This is a genomic window from Glycomyces albidus (assembly GCF_009451885.1).
Taxonomy (GTDB): Bacteria; Actinomycetota; Actinomycetes; order Mycobacteriales; family Micromonosporaceae; genus Glycomyces; species Glycomyces albidus.
Genome location: NZ_WIAO01000024.1, coordinates 17,033 through 36,618 on the forward strand (window position 1 = coordinate 17,033; position 19,586 = coordinate 36,618).

At 72.7% G+C, this 19,586-nt stretch carries 12 protein-coding genes; 9 read left to right on the forward strand and 3 right to left on the reverse strand.

From position 1 onward, the window contains the following. Positions 1-6: 6 nt before the first annotated feature. Both GFD30_RS17905 and GFD30_RS17910 read right to left on the reverse strand, forming a co-directional pair. On the reverse strand, positions 7-633 hold the full coding sequence (locus tag GFD30_RS17905) for a hypothetical protein (protein ID WP_153026564.1): 627 nt from the start codon (positions 631-633) through the stop codon (positions 7-9). Next, the gene (locus GFD30_RS17910; RefSeq protein ID WP_153026565.1) at positions 630-3,053 is read right to left on the reverse strand and encodes an FtsK/SpoIIIE domain-containing protein; all 2,424 of its coding nucleotides are present in this window, start codon (positions 3,051-3,053) and stop codon (positions 630-632) included. Before GFD30_RS17910 ends, GFD30_RS17905 begins: the two co-directional genes overlap by 4 nt. 361 nt (positions 3,054-3,414) lie before the next feature. Between GFD30_RS17910 and GFD30_RS17915 the strand changes: the two genes are divergently transcribed. From GFD30_RS17915 to clpB, 5 genes are all read left to right on the forward strand, one after another. Beyond that, positions 3,415-4,071, forward strand: a complete 657-nt coding sequence (locus tag GFD30_RS17915; RefSeq protein WP_153026566.1) for an OB-fold-containig protein — start codon at positions 3,415-3,417, stop codon at positions 4,069-4,071. 173 nt (positions 4,072-4,244) lie between these two features. Then, positions 4,245-6,314, forward strand: a complete 2,070-nt coding sequence (locus GFD30_RS17920) for an SPFH domain-containing protein (RefSeq protein WP_153026567.1) — start codon at positions 4,245-4,247, stop codon at positions 6,312-6,314. A 216-nt stretch (positions 6,315-6,530) separates the two neighbouring features. Continuing rightward, positions 6,531-11,525 carry a DNA repair ATPase gene (locus GFD30_RS17925; RefSeq protein WP_153026568.1) on the forward strand — a complete coding sequence of 1,665 codons (4,995 nt, stop codon included), beginning with the start codon at positions 6,531-6,533 and terminating at the stop codon, positions 11,523-11,525. A 114-nt stretch (positions 11,526-11,639) separates the two neighbouring features. Further along, on the forward strand, positions 11,640-12,368 hold the full coding sequence (locus GFD30_RS17930) for a hypothetical protein (RefSeq protein WP_153026569.1): 729 nt from the start codon (positions 11,640-11,642) through the stop codon (positions 12,366-12,368). A 172-nt stretch (positions 12,369-12,540) separates the two neighbouring features. Next, entirely contained in the window at positions 12,541-15,144 is a 2,604-nt protein-coding gene (clpB, locus tag GFD30_RS17935) for an ATP-dependent chaperone ClpB (RefSeq protein WP_322633373.1), read from the forward strand. Between the two features lie 81 nt (positions 15,145-15,225). Here clpB and GFD30_RS17940 read toward each other — a convergent pair whose 3' ends face one another. After that, the gene (locus tag GFD30_RS17940; RefSeq protein ID WP_153026570.1) at positions 15,226-15,645 is read right to left on the reverse strand and encodes a hypothetical protein; all 420 of its coding nucleotides are present in this window, start codon (positions 15,643-15,645) and stop codon (positions 15,226-15,228) included. Positions 15,646-15,819: 174 nt separating this feature from the next. Here GFD30_RS17940 and GFD30_RS17945 point away from each other — a divergent pair, with 174 nt between their 5' ends. From GFD30_RS17945 to GFD30_RS28020, 4 genes are read left to right on the forward strand one after another with little or no spacing between them, the layout of a single operon-like run. Continuing rightward, positions 15,820-16,821: a hypothetical protein gene (locus tag GFD30_RS17945; protein WP_153026571.1), complete on the forward strand. Its 1,002-nt coding sequence runs from the start codon at positions 15,820-15,822 to the stop codon at positions 16,819-16,821. Between the two features lie 13 nt (positions 16,822-16,834). Next, positions 16,835-17,641, forward strand: a complete 807-nt coding sequence (locus GFD30_RS17950) for a hypothetical protein (protein ID WP_153026572.1) — start codon at positions 16,835-16,837, stop codon at positions 17,639-17,641. 42 nt (positions 17,642-17,683) lie between these two features. Then, a complete protein-coding gene (locus GFD30_RS17955; RefSeq protein WP_153026573.1) occupies positions 17,684-18,691 on the forward strand; it encodes a hypothetical protein in 1,008 nt (335 codons plus the stop codon). A gap of 29 nt (positions 18,692-18,720) precedes the next feature. Beyond that, a complete protein-coding gene (locus tag GFD30_RS28020) occupies positions 18,721-19,551 on the forward strand; it encodes an MOSC domain-containing protein (RefSeq protein ID WP_322633374.1) in 831 nt (276 codons plus the stop codon). Positions 19,552-19,586: the final 35 nt, after the last annotated feature.

The following is a 19,586-nucleotide window of genomic DNA, read 5'->3' on the forward strand; positions in this document are numbered from 1 at the left end:
TGCCGCTCAACTGAAGAACCCGAAGCACGCCACGAGCAGCGTCGACCCGCAGAGGACGAGGCCGAGCCGGAAGTTCCGCTCCAGCTTCGCGTGCTCGTCGCCGATGCGCGGCCGCGCGGCGACGCCGATCGTCAACCAGCCCAGGCAGAACGCCGCGAGCGGGGCGGCGATGAGGATCGCGGCCAGCAGGACCGCGCCGGTGAGGTCGTCGGCCCGGACGGTGCGCAGGACGACGAGCTGCACGATCAGGCACGCGAGCGCGAACGCCCCGTAGACGAGCCCGTTGCGCTCGTCGGCGCGCCACCGCGGCAGCCACGGCGCCCGGTGCGCGAGGAACCGGGCTTCTTCGAGTTCGGTCGCGGCCGTGTGGAGGTCGGATTCGGCGGCGGCGAGTTCGGCGTTCGGGTCGCCGAGGGGCGCGGGCGGGGCGGTGCGCGGCGGGGGCGCGGTGCGGGCGGCGCGGGCGAGTTCGTCGACGGCGGCGCGATGGGCGGCGGCCTCGTCGGCGAGCCGCCGGGTGCGCTGGCCGAGGGTCTCGGCGGCGGTGGCGGTGCGGGCGGCGGCTTCGTCGGCGGTGCGGCGGGCCTCGTCGAGGCGGCGCAGCTGGGCGAGGTAGTCGTCGAAGGCGCTCACTGGCGGGTCCTCTCGATCGCGGTGCCGTCGCCGCTGCGCTGCGGGCCGGGCGCGTGGGCTTCGGGGCGGGTGAACGGGACGACGAGCCGTCCGCCCGCGGTGTCGGCGTGCCGGTCGACCAGGAGCGCGCGGCCCGGCCGGGGGTTCCAGTGCTGGAACTGGGGTCCGAAGTGGCCCATGAGTTCGCTGCCGGGGAGGTTGAGGACGAGTGCGCAGGCGACGTCTTCGCGTCCGGCGCTGCCGCCGATGTCGTCGGTGAAGCGGCGGAGGCTGCGCCACCAGCCGAGGACGTGGACGCCGCGGGCGGGCCCGGTGCGCAGGAGGTCGCGGAGGGCCTTCTGGCCCTTGGCGTCGAGGGCGGCGGCGTCGAGGCCCCACGCGGCGAGGACGGTGTCGTCGGGGACCTCCGCGAGTGCGGCGCCGAACCCGTCGGGGGTGACCTGGGCGGCGGTGTGCCGCAGGTCGGCGTTGCCGGTGAAGTCGGCGCCCCAGAGGCGGGTGCCGTTGCCGGCCAGGGCTTCGACGGCCGCTTCGAGGGCTTCGCCGCCGGCCGGGTCGGAGCCGAGGACGGCGAGGTTGCGGCCGGGCCGGCGGTCGAGGTCGACGCCGGCGGCCGCGAGGTGGAGCGAGACCTCGCGGCCGAGGAGCGCCCGGCCCGGCCGCCGCTCCCCGGGCAGGGTCTCGGCGAGGTGGACGGGCCGGTAGCCGTAGAAGACGCGGGGCGCGCCGACGCCGCTGTGGGCCCGCCCGAGCTGCTCGCGCAGCCGCAGCATGACCTCGGCGTCGGTGTCGGGGAAGCGGGCGATCCGGTCGGCGCCGGCGGTGCCGCCCTCGGGGTTGACGACGACCTGCCCGAGCGAGATCCGCGCGGCCGCATCGTTGTTCGGTTCCAGGACGGTGCGGGCGCCGGGGAGGGCGATGCGCATCGGGAACTGCCCGAAGATCGAGTCCTTCTTGGCCCACAGCGCCTCGATGCCGGAGATCGTCTGCGACGCGAGCACGAGGTGGACGCCGTACGAGCGGCCCTTGCGGGCCAGGTTCTCCAGGAGCGCGACCGCTTCCGAGGCGACCCGGTCGTTCCCGGCGAGGAGCACCTGGAACTCGTCGGCGACGCAGACGATCCGCGGGTACGCCTCGTGCTGCCGCAGCCCCGAGAACGACGCGCTGCCGTAGCGCTTCATGACGGTGGAGCGGCGCGTCATCTCCTCGTTGAGCGTCTTGAGGACCGCGAGCCCGTACTCGCGGTCGGACTCGACGCCGACGGCGCGCGCGTGCGGGATGAAGCTCGGGTCGCGCTCGGTCGGGATGAACTCGGTGAACGACACGCCCTCTTTGAAGTCGAGGAGGAACAGCGCCAGATCCGAAGGGGCGTACCGGGACGCGAGCCCGTAGAGCACGTCGAGGAGGAACACGGTCTTGCCGCCGCCGGTGCGTCCGCCGACGAGCCAGTGCGGGGTCGCGTCGTCGAACCGCAGCCGCACCTCCCCGGCCGCGTCGCGTCCGATGAGGACTTCGAGGCCGCGGGCCGGGTCGCCCGATTCGGGGGCGGCGGGGATGAGGTCGCTGAACGAGAGGGTCGCGGCGGCCTTGGCGCGCTCGGCGAGCCGGACCGCCTCGCCGGCCACGAAGGACGGATCGGGCGCGTCGGGCCAGGCGACGGGCGCGGCCAGGCGGTCGCCGCGGCCGAACGGCGCCGCGGGCGGGTTCGCGATCTCGACGTGCTCGCCGACCGCGTGCATGACGGCGGCCCGCGGCAGCTCCGGCAGGCCGCAGCCGAGGACCGTGACGCCGTGCGCGAGACCGGATCTCGCGAGGGCGTCGATCCGCTCGACGAGGGTCCGCGGGGCGTCGCCGAGCGATGCGACGACGAGGAGCATCCGGTCGGTGCGCCGACCCGCGATGTGCTCGGCCACTTGGGATTCGGCGAGGGCGACCGCGTCGGCGGCGGCGCGCGCGTCCGTCGCGACCGCCTCGATCACGCCCGCGTCGGCGAGCGGCCGCAGCGGCGCGAACGAGGCGCCGAGCGTCGCCGTGTCGATCCCGACGACGCGCAGCCCGCCGGGTTCGCGGGTCGCGACCGCGTGCAGGACCGCGGTCCGCACCAGCGCCGCGACGCCGTCGACGCGCGCGTCGACCGAGGTCGCGAGGTGCCCGCGGGCGCCGAAGGGCACCAGCAGCGGCACCGACCGGCCCTCGTGCAGGACGACGCGGCCCGCTTGGAGCAGTTCGGGATCGGTGCGCAGCTGCTGTGCGGAAGCGGCGGCCGCGTCGGCGATCTGGCGTTCGGCGGCCAGGAGCGCGGGGTCCACAGGGGTCTGGAAGGCGGCGTCGCCGAGGCGCTGGGCCGCGAGCCCGGCCCGGGCGGCGGCCGCGTCGCAGGCCGCGGCCGCGTTCGCCAGTGCAGTCTGGAAACCGGGCACCGGGCCTCCCCTTCAAGCGGGATCGGGACCGCACCGGGCGCGCCCGGACGGCGACTGTACAACCGGTCACACCTTATCGCGGACCGGCTCGGCGCGGCCGCTCGCGCGGCGCGGCCGGCGGCCCCCTGCGTCTGAGTGCGGCGGCGCCGACGCCCGCTTCGCGCAGCCTTCCCCCGATGGGGCGCGTGCACTACCCTAGAGGCAAGGCCCTAGAAGCAAGCCCGAACTCGCTGACCCGAGTGCCCTGACCCGACATCCCGCGTGCGAGGACCGCCCAGCGCGCGACACACAGAACCGAGACGCGACCGCGCGCCGCCCCGGCGAGCGGACCCTCGGATTCGCCAAGAAGGACCCGTGCCCCATGAGTGAGTTCCTGGATATCGCCCTATCCTTCCCTCCGGTCGTCTTCTCCTTCGGCCTCATCGTCGTGGTCCTGTACTGGCTCTCGGTCATCGTCGGCGCCCTCGACGTGGACGTCGTCGACGTCGGGGCCGACCCCGAGATCGAGGCCGGCGGGTTCTGGGGCGCGTTCGGGTTCGGCGCCGTCCCGGTCACCGTCGTCCTGTCCCTGTGGATCACCCTGGGCTGGATCGTCACCGTCCTCGGCGCCACCTGGGTGCGCAGCGCCGACGTGTTCATCCCGGCCGCAGCCTCCGGCGCGGCCGTGCTCGTCGCCGGCCTCGGCGTCGGCATGCTCGGCGCGAAGCTCCTCACCCGGCCGCTGTCGCGGCTCTTCGACGACGCGCCCGCCACCAAGCACGCCGACCTCGTCGGCAAGGTCGGCGTCGTCCGCACCGGCACCGTCACCCTCGACTCCGGGCAGGCCGAGATCGTCGACGAGGAGGGCGCGGTGATCCTCATCAACGTCCGCCGCTCCCCGCACGAGCCCGAAGGACTCGACGACAGCCTCTTCTCGCGCCATTCGAAAGTGGTCGTATTCGACTACGACGAGCTCGACCGCGTATTCCTCGTCGTCCCCGTCGCACTGCCTCCGGACATCGCCGTCCTGGACGCATAGCCCCCGAATTCGTGCCGGGGCCGCATTCGCGGACCCCGGAAGCGGCACGCCTTGGATATCGTGGCGTCACGCCCGCGACCATGCGCCCGCAACCGCGCACTCGCGACCGTGCGCCCGCAACACCACGCCCATGACTCCCGAACCCCCATTGAAGTCTCGTTAGGAACCACCGAATGGACGCCTCCAACTCGGCAACGCTGATCACGCTCGTGGTCGCCGCGCTCATCTTCCTGGGCCTGCTGCTCATGATCATCCGGCTCTACCGGAAGGTCGCCCCGGGCCAGGCGCTCGTCGTCACCAAGCTCCGCACCCGGAAGGTCTCGTTCACGTCCGCGCTGGTCCTGCCGATCATCCACCGCGCCGAGTACATGGACATCTCGGTCAAGACGATCGAGATCAACCGCGCCGGCAAGGACGGGCTGATCTGCCAGGACAACATCCGCGCCGACATCTCCATCACGTTCTTCGTGCGGGTGAACGCGACCGCCGACGACGTCATCAACGTCGCCGGCGCCATCGGCACCAAGCGCGCCTCCGACCAGGACACGCTGCAGGAGCTGTTCAACGCCAAGTTCTCCGAGGCCGTCAAGACCGTCGGCAAGCAGCTCGACTTCACCGACCTCTACACGAACCGCGACGAGTTCCGCGACCGCATCCTCAACGTCATCGGCACCGACCTCAACGGCTACTCGCTCGAGGACGCCGCGATCGACTACCTCGAGCAGACCCCGCTCGAGCACCTCGACCCGCAGAACATCCTCGACGCCCAGGGCATTCGCAAGATCACCGAGCTGACGGCGATCGAAGCGGTGACCACGAACGAGCACCGCCGCCACGAGGAGAAGGAGATCAAGCGCCAGAACGTCGAGGCCCGCGAGGCCGTGCTCGAACTCGAGCGCCGCCAGACCGAGGCCGAGATCCGCCAGCAGCGCGAGATCGACACCCTCCGCGCCCGCGAGGCCGCCGAGGTCGCGAAGGTCCAAGCCGAGGAGCGCCTCAAGTCCGAGACCGCCCGGATCAGGACCGAGGAGGCCACGGGCATCCAGCACGAGAACCGCCTCCGCGAGATCGCCGTCGCCGAGAAGAACCGTGAGCGCGTCATCGCCGTCGAGACCGAGCGCATCGAGAAGGACCGCATCCTCGAGGTCGTCGCCCGCGAACGCGAGGAAGAACTCGCCCGCATCGCCGCCAACAAGGAGCTCGAGGCGCAGAAGCGCGACATCGCCGACGTCATCCGCGAGCGCATCGCCGTCGAGAAGACCGTCGCCGAGCAGGAAGAGGGCATCAAGCGCCTGCGCGCCACCGAGGAGGCCGAGCGCGAGCGCCAGCGCGTCATCATCCTCGCCGAGGCCGAAGCCCAGGAGAGCCTGGTCAAGGACATCAAGCGCGCCGAAGCCGCCGAGGTCGCCTCCAAGCACCTCGCGCGCCAGCGCCTCACCGAGGCCGAGGCCGCCCAGCAGGCCGCCGAGCTGGAGGCCCGCGCGAAGATCCGCCAGGCCGAAGGGGACCAGGCCATCGCGGCCGCCCCGGGCCTCGCCGAGGTCCAGGTCCGCGAGGCCGAGGCCGACGCGATCGAGAAGGGCGGGCTCGCCGAGGCGAAGGCCGCCGAGGCGAAGGGCCTGGCCGAAGCCGAGGCCCAGGCCGCCATCGGCAAGGCCGAGGCGACCGCGACCGCCGCGAAGGGCACCGCCGAGGCGAACGCCCTGCGCGAGAAGCTCGTCGCCGAGTCCGCCGGCCTCACCGAGAAGGCCGCCGCCATGGACGCGCTGTCCGAGGCGTCCCGCGGCCACGAGGAGTACCGCCTGCGCCTGGAGATGGAGAAGGAGCTGCGTGCCGCCGAGATCGAGGCCCGCCGGTCCATCGCCGAACAGCAGGCGAACGTCATCGCCACCGGCCTGTCGAAGGCCGACATCTCCCTGGTCGGCGGCGACGCCCAGTTCTTCGACCGGGTCGTCGGCGCGATCGGCTACGGCAAGGCCGTCGACGGGTTCGTCGCCCACTCCGAGGTCGCGCAGACCGCGGTCGCGGCCTGGGGCAACGGGTCCACGTCGTTCGCCGAGGACCTCAAGGGCGTCCTCGCCGGCATCGGCACCGAGGACGTCAAGAACCTCACCGTCTCCGCCGCGCTCCTGAAGCTCATCCAGGGCGGCGGCGACGAGGGCTCCTTGAACGGCCTGCTCGCCAAGGCCCGCGAGCTCGGCGTCGCCGAGAAGCCGGCGCTCGAGATCGCCACCGCCAGATAGCGGACCGCCCGCAGGCGGAGCCGGACCGGCTCCGCCTGCGGACACGGCCCTGTGCGAACAGGGCCCTGCGGACACGGCACCGCGGAACCGGACCCCTCAGGGGCCCTTCGGATTCCGCAACCGGTCCGCCCGGCGGCCCGCGTCCGGACCGCCACCGCCCCGACCTCGCTTCCGGTCGCGGGCCGCCCGCCGCTTCGACCGAACCCAGGGGAGCCCATGGCCGAGAACGCCGCCACCTCCGCGACCGCCGCCGCTGCGCCCGCCGCCGCCGCTGACGCCCCGTCCCCCGACGCCTCCCTGGACGGCGGTACCTACGAGGTCCTCTCGGGGCGCCTCGCCGGGTACGCCGCCGAGCTCGCCGAGCGGGCCGAGGCCCTCAACGCCGCCCGCACCGAGGCGTTCGGGTCCACCGAGCTCACCCTCCTCGGCACCACCCGCATCCGGACCGCGAACAACTGCGTCCCCCGCGACATCGCCCGCGTCGGCAACCGCCTCCTCTTCGGCTACAACGTCCACATGGGACTCAAGTCGCAGACCGGGGTCGCCGACGTCTTCGCCCTCCACGATTTCGCACGCGAGAACGGGAACTTCGCGTTCACCGAGGTCACCGAGCCCGGCCACCTCCTCGACGAGCCCCGCTTCACCACCGACTTCACCGAGATCTACCGGTACTACCGCTCCGCCGAACTCCTCCAGGTCCGCGAGGTCGACACCCGCCTCCTCGCCGTCTTCAAGATCGGCGAGCAGCTCACCGACCAGCGCGTCCTGCGCTGGCAGCTCCAGAGCGACGGCACCGCCGCGTACATCGACGCGCGCGGCGACGCCGACGCGGTCTGGCCCGAGCCGTACGACTTCGAGTGGACCCAGACCACGCGCGAGCACCACGTCACCGGCCGCCACCCGCACGTGTCTATCGAGGACGAGATCTTCGTCGAATGCCTGAACGGCGACCTCACCGTCAAGATCGAGGACAACACCGAGACCGGCGAGGGCGTCTACTCCGAGCCCGTCGCCGAGCCCCTCCAGTCCCTCGCCGACGCCGAGATCGCCTACGCCCGCGTCGGGCCCCTCATCCTGTTGCGGATCCTCCCGTACAAGGAGACCATCGCCCGCCACCTGATCTACAACACCCGCACCGCCACCGTGGTCCGCGCCGACGCGATCGGCGCCGCCTGCCGGCGCCTCCCCGAGGACCACGGCATCATCTTCCCCGGCGGGTACTACCTCAACGAGGGCCGGCTCAAGACCTTCGACCACGACAGCGCCGGGCTGCGGTTCAAGAAGGTCGTCCGCTCGCCCAACGGCGAGGACGTCCTCTACGTCTTCTACGAAGAGGCCGAGGGCCGCTCGCTCCTGCTGCCGTACAACGTGATCCGCAAGGAGGTCGCGGCGCCGATGAGCGTCCACGGCCACGCGGTCTTCGACGACGGCACCCTCGTCGCGTTCCGCGCCACCGGCGACGAGGCCACCCGCGTCCACCCGATGCAGGTGTGGGCCACCCCGTTCTGCTCCGAGGCGTACGCCGCCGCGGCCGAGACCGGCGACACGCCCGTCCACCGCATCGGCAACGCCGAAGCCGTCCGCGCCGTCTCGGACGCGCTCTCGGTGGCCCGCATGGTCCGCGAGATGCAGCCGGCCCAGGCGGTCTTCGAGGCGCTCATCGCCGCCGCCGTCCGCTGCCTCGACGACTACCCGTGGCTCGGCGACGAGGGCCTCCACGGCCTCGACGAGACCCTCCGGCACGTCCGCGACACCGCCGAGGCCGTCCTCGACGAGTACGCCACCGTCGCCGAACTCACCGCCGAGGCCGAGAAGGCCCTCGAAGAGGCCCAGACCGGCACCGTCAAGCTCCTGCGCCGCGCCCGCGGCGAGACGCCCAAGACCGCCGAGGAATGGGTCGGGCTCCTCACCGAGCTGCGCGGCGCCTCCGGGCACCTCGTGACCCTCCGCGAGACCCGCTACATCGACCTCGCCGGGATCGACGCGCTCGCCGCCGAGGTCGCCGAGTCCCTCGCGACGACCGGCCGCCGCGCCGTCGCGTTCCTCGAACGGGACGACGCGTTCACCGCCTACCACGAGCAGATCGCCGAACTCGAACGCAAAGCCGAGGCCATCGAGACCGTCGCCGAGGCGAACCCGGTCCTCGAGGACCTCGACGCCCGCCAGCAGGGTCTCGAGACGCTCACCGAGGTCGTCGCCAACCTCGACATCGGCGACGCCGTCGTGCGCACCGCGATCCTCGGCCGCGTCTCCGAAGTGCTCGCCGCCGTCAACCGCGCCCGCGCCGCGCTCGCCGCGCGCCGCCGCGAACTCGCCGTCGGCGAGGGCCGCGCCGAGTTCGCCGCCGAGTTCGCGCTCCTCGGCCAGTCCGTGACCGCCGCGATCAGCGCCGCCGGCACGCCCGCCGCATGCGACGACCAGCTCGGCCGGCTCCTGCTCACCATCGAGAACCTCGAGACCCGCTTCGCCGACTTCGACGAGTTCCTAGCGCAGCTCGCCGACAAGCGCACCGACGTCTACGAGGCGTTCTCCTCCCGCAAGCAGCACCTCCTCGACGAGGCCGCCCGCCGCGCCGAGCAGCTCGCCCAGTCCGCCGACCGCATCCTCGATGCCGTCGCCCGCCGCACCGTGACACTGTCCTCGCTGGACGAGGTCAACACGTACTTCGCGACCGACCCGATGGTCGAGCGCCTCCGCAAGGTCGTCGGCGAACTCCGCGGCCTCGACGACACCGTCCGCGCCGAGGAGATCGAGGGCCGCATCGCCGCCGCCCGCGCCGAGGCCGGCCGCGCCCTCACCGACCGCATCGACCTGTTCGACGGCGACGCCGTCAAGTTCGGCGAGCACCGCATCCCCGTCAACACCCAGCCGCTCGACCTCACCCTCGTGCCCACCGGCGACGGGCTCGCGTTCTCGCTCACCGGCACCGACTACCGGCACGTCGTCGACGACCCCGGCTTCGCGGACACGAGACCGTACTGGAGCCAGTTCCTGCCCTCGGAGAACGCCGAGGTCTACCGGTCCGAGCACCTCGCCTCCGCGCTCCTCGAGGAACGGGGCGCGGCCGCGCTCGCACTCGAGGCCGACCTGCCGAGGCTCGTCGCCGCCGCGGCCGCCGAACGCTACGACGAGGGCTACGAGCGCGGCGTCCACGACGCCGACGCCGCCGCGATCCTCGCCGAGGTCCTCCGCCTCCACGGCCCCGCCGGGACGCTCCGCTACCCCGGCGCCGAACGCGCCCTCGCCCAGCTGTTCTGGAGCGAGGCCGCCGTCGACGGCAAGGCGCAGCAGGAGACCTGGACCGCCCAGGCCCGGTCCCTCGCCCGAGTCCGGGAGACCTTCGGCAGGACCGACGTCATGGCCGGCCTCATCGACGACATCCGCGTGCGGCTCGCCCGGTTCACCGGCGACGCGCTCCTGCACGCCCACTTCCAGTTCCCGCTCCGGGCCGACGAGCGCCTCGCCGTCGAGTACCTCGTCGAAGAGCTCGCCGCGACCGGCGCGTTCGCGGCCTCCGCGCGCGCCCGCGCGCTCCTGGCGGCGTTCGCGAACCACATCGGACCGGCCGCGAAGTCCGGCCTCGACGAGGACCTCCGCGGCCTCGAACCCGACGACCCCGCCGACCGGCCGCGCGCCCTGTCCCGCAGATGGGGCCTGGCGTGGACGTGGCTCGACGCGTTCCTCGCCCAGGACGAGAGCGACCGGTACGACCGCACCGACCTCCCCGAGGCGATCGCGCTCCTCATCGGCGGCGCCGACACGTACGACGCCGACGCCGAGCTCACCGCGCAGGCCACCGGCCTGCTCGGGACCCACCCGCGCGTCGAGAACCGCGTCCTCGCATTCCGCCTCGACGAGTTCCTCGCCCGCACCGGCCGCTTCCGCCGCGAAGTCCTCCCCGGCTACCGCGCCTACCAGCGCCGCCGCGCCGAGATCATCGAGGAGCACCGCCGCACCCTCCGCATCGAGGAGTTCAAGCCCAAGACGATGGCCGGGTTCGTCCGCAACCAGCTGATCGACGACGTGTACCTGCCGCTCATCGGCGCGAACCTCGCCAAGCAGATCGGCGCCGGCGGCGGCGAGGGCCGCCGCACCGACCAGTCCGGGATGCTCATGCTCATCTCGCCGCCCGGCTACGGCAAGACGACCCTCATGGAGTACGTCGCCGACCGGCTCGGGATGCTCCTGGTCAAGGTCAACGGGCCCGCGCTCGGGCACGACACCGTCTCGGTCGACCCGGCCGACGCGCCGAACGCGACCGCCCGCGCCGAGGTCCAGAAGATCAACTTCGCGCTCGAATGCGGCTCGAACGTCCTGCTCTACCTCGACGACATCCAGCACACCAACCCCGAGCTGCTCCAGAAGTTCATCTCGCTGTGCGACGCCCAGCGGAAGATGGAGGGCGTCTGGAACGGCCGCACCCGCACCTACGACCTGCGCGGGAAGCGGTTCGCGGTGTGCATGGCCGGCAACCCGTACACTGAGGCCGGCCAGAAGTTCCGCATCCCCGACATGCTCGCCAACCGCGCCGACGTGTGGAACCTCGGCGACGTCCTGTCCGGGCGCGACCGGGTCTTCGCCCAGTCGTACATCGAGAACGCGCTCACCTCGAACCAGGTGACCGCGCCGCTCGCCGCCCGCGGCCGCGCCGACGTGCAGCTCCTCATCCGGCTCGCCGCCGGCGACCCGACCGCCGCCCCGGAGGGCCTCGCCCACCCGTACTCGGCGGGCGAGCTCGACCAGGTCCTGTCGGTCCTGCGCAAGCTCCTGCGGATCCAGGAGACCGTGCTGCGCAACAACCTCGCGTACATCGCCTCGGCCGCCCAGGACGACGCCTCGCGCACCGAGCCGCCGTTCCTGCTCCAGGGCTCGTACCGGAACATGAACCGGCTCGCCGAGCGGGTCGTCCCGGTCATGAACGACGAGGAGCTCGAAGCGGTCATCGACGACCACTATGCGGGCGAGGCGCAGACGCTCGCGTCCGGCGCGGAGGCCAACCTGCTCAAACTCGCCGAGCTCCGGGGGCGCCTGACGCCCGAGCGCGAGACCCGCTGGGAGGCGGTCAAGGACGCGTTCCGCCGGGAGCAGACCCTCGGCGGCGCGAGCGACGATCCAATGTCGAGGGCCGTCGGCGCGATCACCCTGCTGTCCGACCGCGTCGCCGGAATCGAGACCGCCCTGAAGGAAAGAAGCAGCGTCCGCGGGGAATAAAGGCTCGGCGCTGGGCCGCACCGCACCGGACACCCGGTACGCTTTCGAACAAGAGCCTGGCGCCTGGCTCGCCGTGCCCCTGAAGCCGCTGATTATCAATAAAGGGAGGTCCCCGTGCCGACAAAGACGGGAGAAAAGGTCCGGATCATTGTCTTGGGCACCGGCCCCGACGCCGACACCGCCCGCGCGATCGCCGAGTCCGACGCCGACGTCGCACTCGCCAAACAGTTCACCAAGACCGTGACCCACCTGGTCGCCGACGACACCGTCAAGCCCACCGAAGCGCGCCTGAAGAAGGCCGAGGAGGCCGGCGTCCCCGTCCTCACCGTCGCCGAGTTCCGCGCGCTGCTGGTCGCCGGGGCCGAGGACGAGGAGGAGACCGAAGCGGTCGAGACCCCCGCGGCCGAGACCGAGGAGGCACCCGCCGCCGAGGTCGAGGAGGCGCCCGCCGCCGGGGGGACCGCCGACGTCGCCGAAGCCGAGACCGCCGCCGCGACCGCGGACGTCGAGCCCGAGCCGGTCGCCGAAGCCCCTGAGCCCGAGCCCGTCACCGCCCCCGCCGCCGAGCCCGTCGAGGAGCTCGAGCCGGTCGACGAGTCCGAGAAGCCCTCGGAGGCGGCGCCGACCGAGACCGCGGCCGCGACCACGTCGTCCACCGAGCCCGAGCCGGTCGCCGAGGCGATCGACGAGCCGGAGGAGGCCAAGGCCGACCCGGAGCAGGCCGTCCCCGCCCAGACCAAGGCGCCCGCGATCGAGACCACCGACGCCGGATCCGAGAAGGCCAAGCCCGGCCTCCTCGCCAAGATCAAGTCGATCTTCGGCCTCACCGGCGCCCGCAAGTAGCGCACCGAAAGCCCCGAGCCCACCGGGCTCGGGGCTTTAGGCTGCCCGGGAGGGGCCGCGTCCGGGGCGACGCGGACCGGGTTCGCTGAGGGCGAACGCGCGAGCGATCGCCGTTAAAACTTGAGTCGTCTAGACTCAACTTGGCACCCGACGAGAGGAAGGCAGAACCGCAGTGGACGTCAACCGCCTGACCACCAAGAGCCGCGAAGTCATCTCCCAGGCCGCGCGCACCGCCGCCGCGAACGGGAACCCCGCCGTCGAGCCCTGGCATCTGCTCGACGCGCTGCTCACCGTCGACGGATCCACCGCGCCCGGCCTCCTCCAGCTCGTCGGCGTCACCCCCGGCGCCGTCTCCGCCGAGACCGAGCGGCGCATCGACGAGCTCCCGTCGGCCTCCGGGCCGTCGGTCTCCGAGCCGTCCATGGCCCGCGACTCCCTGCGCGCCATCAACGCCGCCGACAAGATCGCCTCCGACTACGGCGACGAGTACGTCTCCACCGAGCACCTCCTCGCCGGCCTCGCCCAGGCCGGCGGCGGCGTCGGCACCCTCCTCGACGAGCAGGGCGCCACCGAGAAGAAGCTCATCAGCGCCTTCCCGACCCTGCGCGGCGGCGACCGCAAGATCTCCTCCGCCGACCCCGAGCAGGGCTACAAGGCCCTCGAGAAGTACGCCGTCGACCTTACCGAGACGGCCCGCTCGGGCAAAGTGGACCCCGTCATCGGCCGCGACACCGAGATCCGCCGCGTCGTCCAGGTCCTGTCGCGCCGCACCAAGAACAACCCGGTCCTCATCGGCGAGCCCGGCGTCGGCAAGACCGCCATCGTCGAGGGCCTCGCCCAGCGCATCGTCGCCGGCGACGTCCCCGAGTCGCTGCGCGACCGCCGCGTCATGCTCCTCGACCTCGCCAGCATGATCGCCGGCGCCCAGTACCGCGGTCAGTTCGAGGAGCGCTTCAAGTCCGTCCTGGAGGAGATCAAGTCCTCCGACGGCGAGATCATCCCGTTCATCGACGAGCTCCACACCATGGTCGGCGCCGGCAAGTCCGAGGGCTCCCTCGACGCCGGCAACATGCTCAAGCCCGCCCTCGCCCGCGGCGAGCTCCACATGATCGGCGCCACCACCCTCAACGAGTACCGCGAGCACATCGAGAAGGACGCCGCCCTGGAGCGCCGCTTCCAGCAGGTGTACGTCGGCGAGCCGTCCATCGAGGACACCGTTGCGATCCTGCGCGGCCTCAAGGAGCGGTACGAGGTCCACCACGGCGTGCGCATCACCGACTCCGCGCTGGTCGCCGCCGCGCAGCTCTCGGCCCGGTACATCCCCGACCGCCAGCTCCCCGACAAGGCCATCGACCTCGTCGACGAGGCCGCCTCGCGCCTGCGCATCGAGATCGACTCCCGCCCGGAGGAGATCGACCAAGTCGAGCGCGCCGTCCGCCGACTCGAGATCGAGGAGACCGCCCTCCAGAACGAGACCGACGACCCGGCCTCGGCCGAGCGCCTCGCGCACCTCCAGCGCGAACTCGCCGACCAGCGCGAGCGCCTCGCCGCCCTCTCCCGCCAGTGGGAGTCCGAGAAGGGCCGCATCTCCAAGGTCTCCGACATCAAGGAAGAGCTCGACGACCTCAAGACCCAGGCCGAGCGCGCCGAACGCGAGTACGACCTCGAGAAGGCCGCGCAGCTGCGCTACGGCCGCATCCCCGAACTCGAGCAGCAGCTCCGGGACGCCGAGGCCGAGCTCGCCTCCGCCGACACCGACCCGGCCCACCAGCCGATGCTCAAAGAGGAGATCGACGCCGAGGAGATCGCCGACGTCGTCTCGGCCTGGACCGGCATCCCCGCCGGACGCCTCCAGGAGTCCGAGACCCACAAGCTCCTCCACGCCGAGGAGGCCCTCGGCGAGCGCGTCGTCGGCCAGCTCGAGGCGGTCACCGTCGTGTCGGACGCGCTCCGCCGCGCCCGCGCCGGCCTCTCGGACCCGAACCGCCCGACCGGGTCCTTCATCTTCGCCGGCCCGACCGGCGTCGGCAAGACCGAGCTGGCGAAGGCCCTGGCCGAGTTCATGTTCGACGACGACCGCGCGATGATCCGCATCGACATGGGCGAGTACACCGAGCAGCACTCCGTGGCCCGCCTCATCGGCGCCCCGCCCGGCTACGTCGGCTACGAGGAGGGCGGCCAGCTCACCGAGCCGGTCCGCCGCCGCCCGTACTCGGTCGTGCTCCTCGACGAGGTCGAGAAGGCCCACCCGCGGGTCTTCGACACGCTGCTCCAGGTCCTCGACGACGGCCGCCTGACCGACGGCCAGGGACGCACCGTGGACTTCCGCAACGTCATCCTCATCATGACCTCGAACCTCGGCTCGTCGGCCCTGATGGACCCGATCCTGGAGGAGACGGCCAAGCGCGACCAGGTCCTCGCGGCGATCCGGAGCCACTTCAAGCCCGAGTTCCTCAACCGCCTCGACGAGATCGTCATCTTCCACGCGCTCGAGCACGAGCACCTGAAGGCGATCGTCTCGGTGCAGCTCCGCCACCTGGAGCGCCGCATGGAGACCCGGCGCCTGCGCCTCGACGTCAACGACGCCGCCAAGTCCTGGCTCGCCGACCGCGGCTTCGACCCGGTCTACGGCGCCCGGCCGCTGCGCCGCCTCATCCAGTCCTCCATCGGCGACCCGCTCTCCCGGGACCTCCTGGAAGGCAAGATCACCGACGGCGACACGGTCAAGGTCGGCACCTCCGACCAGGGCGACAAGCTCACGGTCACCAAGGGCTGATCCGGGGCCGCCCGACGGGCGACCCACCCGAGAGGAGCCCCGGCCGAGCCGCCCCGGGGCTCCCTCGCGAACCGCGTGCCGTCAGGTCCGCTCCCTGCGCGGTACCACCCCGCACCACCGGCGTGCGTCGCCGGTGAGGAGCAGTCCGAACATCACCCAGAACAGCGGGATCGAGAGCAGATAGGCGACGCTGGTGGCCATGAGCGAGAACGAGCAGAGCCCGCCGGTGACTCCGAGAGCGATCCCGGTGATCCGCGCCCCGTTCCGCCCGCTGCGGAACCGCGTCGCCACCAGGGCGACCCCGGCGGCGAGGAGCGGCCCGGAGAGCATCTGCACCGGGTAGTGGTAGAGGAAGTCGCCCAGCCTGCCGGCGTTGTCGAGGATGATCCACTCCCCGGCGGTTCCCAGCGCGACGATCGTCACGGTGCACCACATGACGATGATGGCGGCGGTGACCTTCCTCGGCATCGTTCCGGGCCCGGACGGCTCTTCGATCTCCATGTGCGGAGGCTAAAGCCCGCGGCGCGGGAGGGGTCCCGGCGAGCAGCCCGCGGAACGCGGCGGTGGCGCAGTGCGGGTGAGAAGTCCGGGCGTGCCGGCCCGCAGCGGTCCCACTATGGAATGAAACTTCGTTGTTCACCCGAATAGCTGAGCATCATTGGCCATAGTGCACCCATGGCCATCACTGGTAGCTCAGGCGCCACACCACGCCTGTCCCGCCGCACCGTCCTCACCGGCGCAGCAGCCCTCATCGCCGGAGCCGCGGGCGTTCCGGCCCGCCCCGCCCGCGCGGCGCAGGCGCCGCGGATCCGGGCGGCGGCCGCCGGGTGGAGCGGGCGCGACGGCGAACTCCTCGTCCTCACCGAGGAATCCGAACCCACCGGAGCCGCCGACTACGCGCTCCGCGTCCTCGAACCCGCAGGGGCCGCCGAGCCCGGCGCGGCCGTGACCGGCGCCCTCGGCCCGCCGCTCCCGCTGCCCCTGCCCGGCGACTTCGCGCCCCACTCGATGGCCGCGACCGGCCCGGTCCTGTGGGTCACCGGCGCCCGGGAACTCGCGCCCGACCGGGTCCGGCCCGCCCTCGTCCGCATCGAGAACGGCGTCGGCGGCTACGTCGACCTGCCCGTCCCCGAGGACGTCCGCTCCGGCGTCGCCACCGCCGCGAGCCCCCTCGGAAGCGGCCTCGCCGTCGCCATCGAAGGCGGCCCCGGCGAGCACCTGGCCGCACTTTCGCGCAGCCACCTCGCCGTCACCGCCGACGGTGCGCGCACCTGGACCGGCCGGCGCCTCGCCGACGACCTCGGCGAAGGCTACGGCACCGTCCTCACCGAGACCGACCGCGGCCTCTTCGCCGCCGTCGCCGACGGCGCCGGCACCCAGTTCGCCTTCACCGGCCGCCTCACCGAGGCCACGGCCCTGGTCCTCGCCCCGGCCGGGACCCTCCCCGGTGCGGGCCGGCCGATGGCCGCCGTCGCCGCCGCCGCCCACGTCAGCCTCTTCTCCGACCGGGACGGCGCGATCACCGAGACCCGCTTCGCCCCCGGGCGCACCGAATCGGGCACCGGCGGCACCGCCCGCGACTGCGCCTGCCTCGGCGAGGTCCTCGCCGTCCCCGGCCGGCGCGGCCTCCGGCTCGAGACCGACGGCACCACCATCCACATCAGGGGACTCGACTAGACGAGGAGGAACGATGCCATTCCCCAGCAGCGGCAAGGCGTTCGCGAGCTCGTCCTGCGAACTCCCCGACATCACCCGCGACTGGCTCCACGACACCGTCTGGAAGACCCGCTACCGCACCGCGTTCGGCGGTGACGGCCTCGGCGTCCACCCCTCCGTCACCTCCTTCACGATGCACGAGGAGGCGCACGTCCAGGCCGGGAAGCTCGTCCGCGACCTCCACGACCTCGGCCAGGCGTACGGCTACGCCGGCGTCCCGCGCGCGTACCAGTGGACCGGGCTCGCCGGCGCCAAGGTCTGCAAGCCCGGCTACCACCGCTACGGCGCCGCCCTCGACTTCACCCGCTTCGACTGGGGGCCGGACTGCTTCGTCGACACCGCCGTCCACGGCAGGGCGCGCCGCTACCTCCGCCGCCGCTACCTCGCGGTGATCGCCATGTGCCGCAAGCACTTCGGGACGGTCCTGCACCTCCACCACGATCCGGACGGCTCCCACTGGAACCACATCCACGTCGACCGGGGCCGCAAGGCCGTCGCCGCCGACTGGGACTACCAGACCGACACCACGATCATCCAGTGGGCCGCAAGGGATCTCGCGGGCATCACCGACATGGCCATCGACGGCGACTTCGGCCCGCAGACCGAGGAGGGCTTCAAAGCCCTCCGCGACGCCTTCCGGACGGGGGACGTCGACCCGGCCGCGTCATCGGCGAACTTCCGGATCTGGCTCGACCTCATCGGCCGCCACGGCATGGCCGACAAGGACGCGGGCGAGTACCGGGCCGACACGCGGGCGAAGGCCGCCGGCCGCGACGAGTAGCGATCGAACCGGGCGGCCGCCGCCCCGAAGGAGGACCACCGTATGACCCGAACCCGCCTCATGATCATCGCCGCCGCCCTCGCCCTCCTCGCCTCCTGCGACTCGGCCGCCACGCGGAACGAGGCCGCCGACGCCGGCGTCTTCTACGGCCTCGGCGACGACCACCGCCTCTACCGCTGGGACCCGGCCGAGACGACAGCGGAACCCGTCCTCGACCTCGGCGGCGCCTGGGACGCCGAGGGCGACGTCGGCACCGTCCTCCGCTCCTCCCTCAGCATCGACCCCCGCCAGCAGAGCGCCGCCTGGATCGAAGGCGCCTCACCGTCCGCGGCGCTGAAGTTCGGCGACCTCGAGACCGGCGAGATCACCACCGCCGCCGTGTACCCCGTCGACCACGCCTGCATCGACCCGACGTGGCTCGCCGACGGCTCCGCGCTCCTCGTCCACCGCGCCGCCGTCTGGGGCGCCGAATCCAGTACGGCCCTGGACGACACGACTCCGCTCCCGGTCCAGTCCTGGGGCGACACCGAGTGGCATTCACCGGAGTCGGGCGAGCTCCCCGCCACCGTCGACCTCGAGACCCGCGGCTGCCGCCTGCGCTGGTACACCGCCGAGGACGGCTCCGCCCAGGCGATCTACCACAACACCGACGTCACCGAGCTGTACCGTGTCGACACCGTAGGGAACGTCCTCGAGATCATCGAGATCCCCGAACTCGACGGCGTCGAGCCGCTCACGATCGGCCTCGTCGGCGTCGACCCCACCGGCCGATACGCGTGCATTGTGGATGGATACGGCCCATACGGGGCGTTCAAGGGCGGCTTCACGACCCGCGCCCAGTCGGGCACCCGCGTCATCGACCTCCAGACCGGCGAGGCCGCCGGCCACGACGGCCCGTGCACGTCCCTCCACGCCGACGGCTACATCGCTAGGGACGACGACGCGGCGGCCTTCGTCGACTACGACGGCCGCACCGAGTGGACCGTCGAACTCCCCGCCGCGATCAAGGAGTCGCCGGTCCTGTTCTACTACCCCGACGAGCGCGGATGACCGCCGCGACCGCGGCATAGAATGCGGCCGTGAACCGCGTCGCAGGCATCCGCCGGTACCCGCTCAAGTCCGCCGCCGCCGAACACCTCGATGAAGCCGAGATCGGCAAGCACGGCCTCGACGGCGACCGCACCTGGGCGTGCCTCGACGCCGACGACACGATCGGCAGCGCCAAGCAGCCGCGCCTGTGGGCCGGGCTCCTCGACATCGCCGCCGCATACGAACCGGCCCGAGGCGACGCGTCTGAACGCGTCGTCGTCACCGCCCCGAACGGCGCGGGCGGCGACGCCGGCGAGCCCGAGGCCGACGCCGCCGTCTCCGACTGGCTCGGCCGCCCGGTCCGCCTCACCCGCACCGCCCCGCAGCAGCTCAGACGCCACCACTGGTGGCCCGACGAGCCCGGCATGATCCCCGAATGGGCCGCCGACGCCGAACCCGGCGGCGACGCGCTCGTCGCGGCAGGGCACGACGCCGCCGGCGGCCGCTTCTTCGACTTCGGCGCCCTCCACCTCGTCACCACCGGCGCGATCCGGCGGCTCAGCGCCGAGCACGGCACCGACGTCGACCCGATCCGGTTCCGCCCCAACCTGGTCCTCGACCTCCCCGACGACCCCGAACCGGGCCGGCGCATCGCGATCGGCGACGCGGTCGTCCTCGAGGTCCTCGTCCCCACGCCCCGCTGCGTGATCCCCTCGATCGCCCACGGCCCCAACCCGAAAGACCCCGGACTGCTCAAGACCCTCGCCCGGCACCACCGGGTGGACGTCCCGGGCTTCGGCCGCGCCACCTGCTTCGGCTTCTACGCCGACGTCGTCTCCGGCGGCACCGTCCGGACCGGCGACCCGGTCGCGACCGGCTGACGCACAGAGGCCGGGCGCCGCAGCACCCGGCCTCC

Bases quoted from the DNA above. Each gene is read 5' to 3' on its own strand.
- GFD30_RS17915 (WP_153026566.1), top strand. From the start codon at position 3,415: ATGAGTGAGTTCCTGGATATCGCCCTATCCTTCCCTCCGGTCGTCTTC.
- GFD30_RS17920 (WP_153026567.1), top strand. From the start codon at position 4,245: ATGGACGCCTCCAACTCGGCAACGCTGATCACGCTCGTGGTCGCCGCG.
- GFD30_RS17925 (WP_153026568.1), top strand. From the start codon at position 6,531: ATGGCCGAGAACGCCGCCACCTCCGCGACCGCCGCCGCTGCGCCCGCC.
- GFD30_RS17940 (WP_153026570.1), bottom strand. From the start codon at position 15,645: ATGGAGATCGAAGAGCCGTCCGGGCCCGGAACGATGCCGAGGAAGGTC.
- GFD30_RS17945 (WP_153026571.1), top strand. From the start codon at position 15,820: ATGGCCATCACTGGTAGCTCAGGCGCCACACCACGCCTGTCCCGCCGC.
- GFD30_RS17950 (WP_153026572.1), top strand. From the start codon at position 16,835: ATGCCATTCCCCAGCAGCGGCAAGGCGTTCGCGAGCTCGTCCTGCGAA.
- GFD30_RS17955 (WP_153026573.1), top strand. From the start codon at position 17,684: ATGACCCGAACCCGCCTCATGATCATCGCCGCCGCCCTCGCCCTCCTC.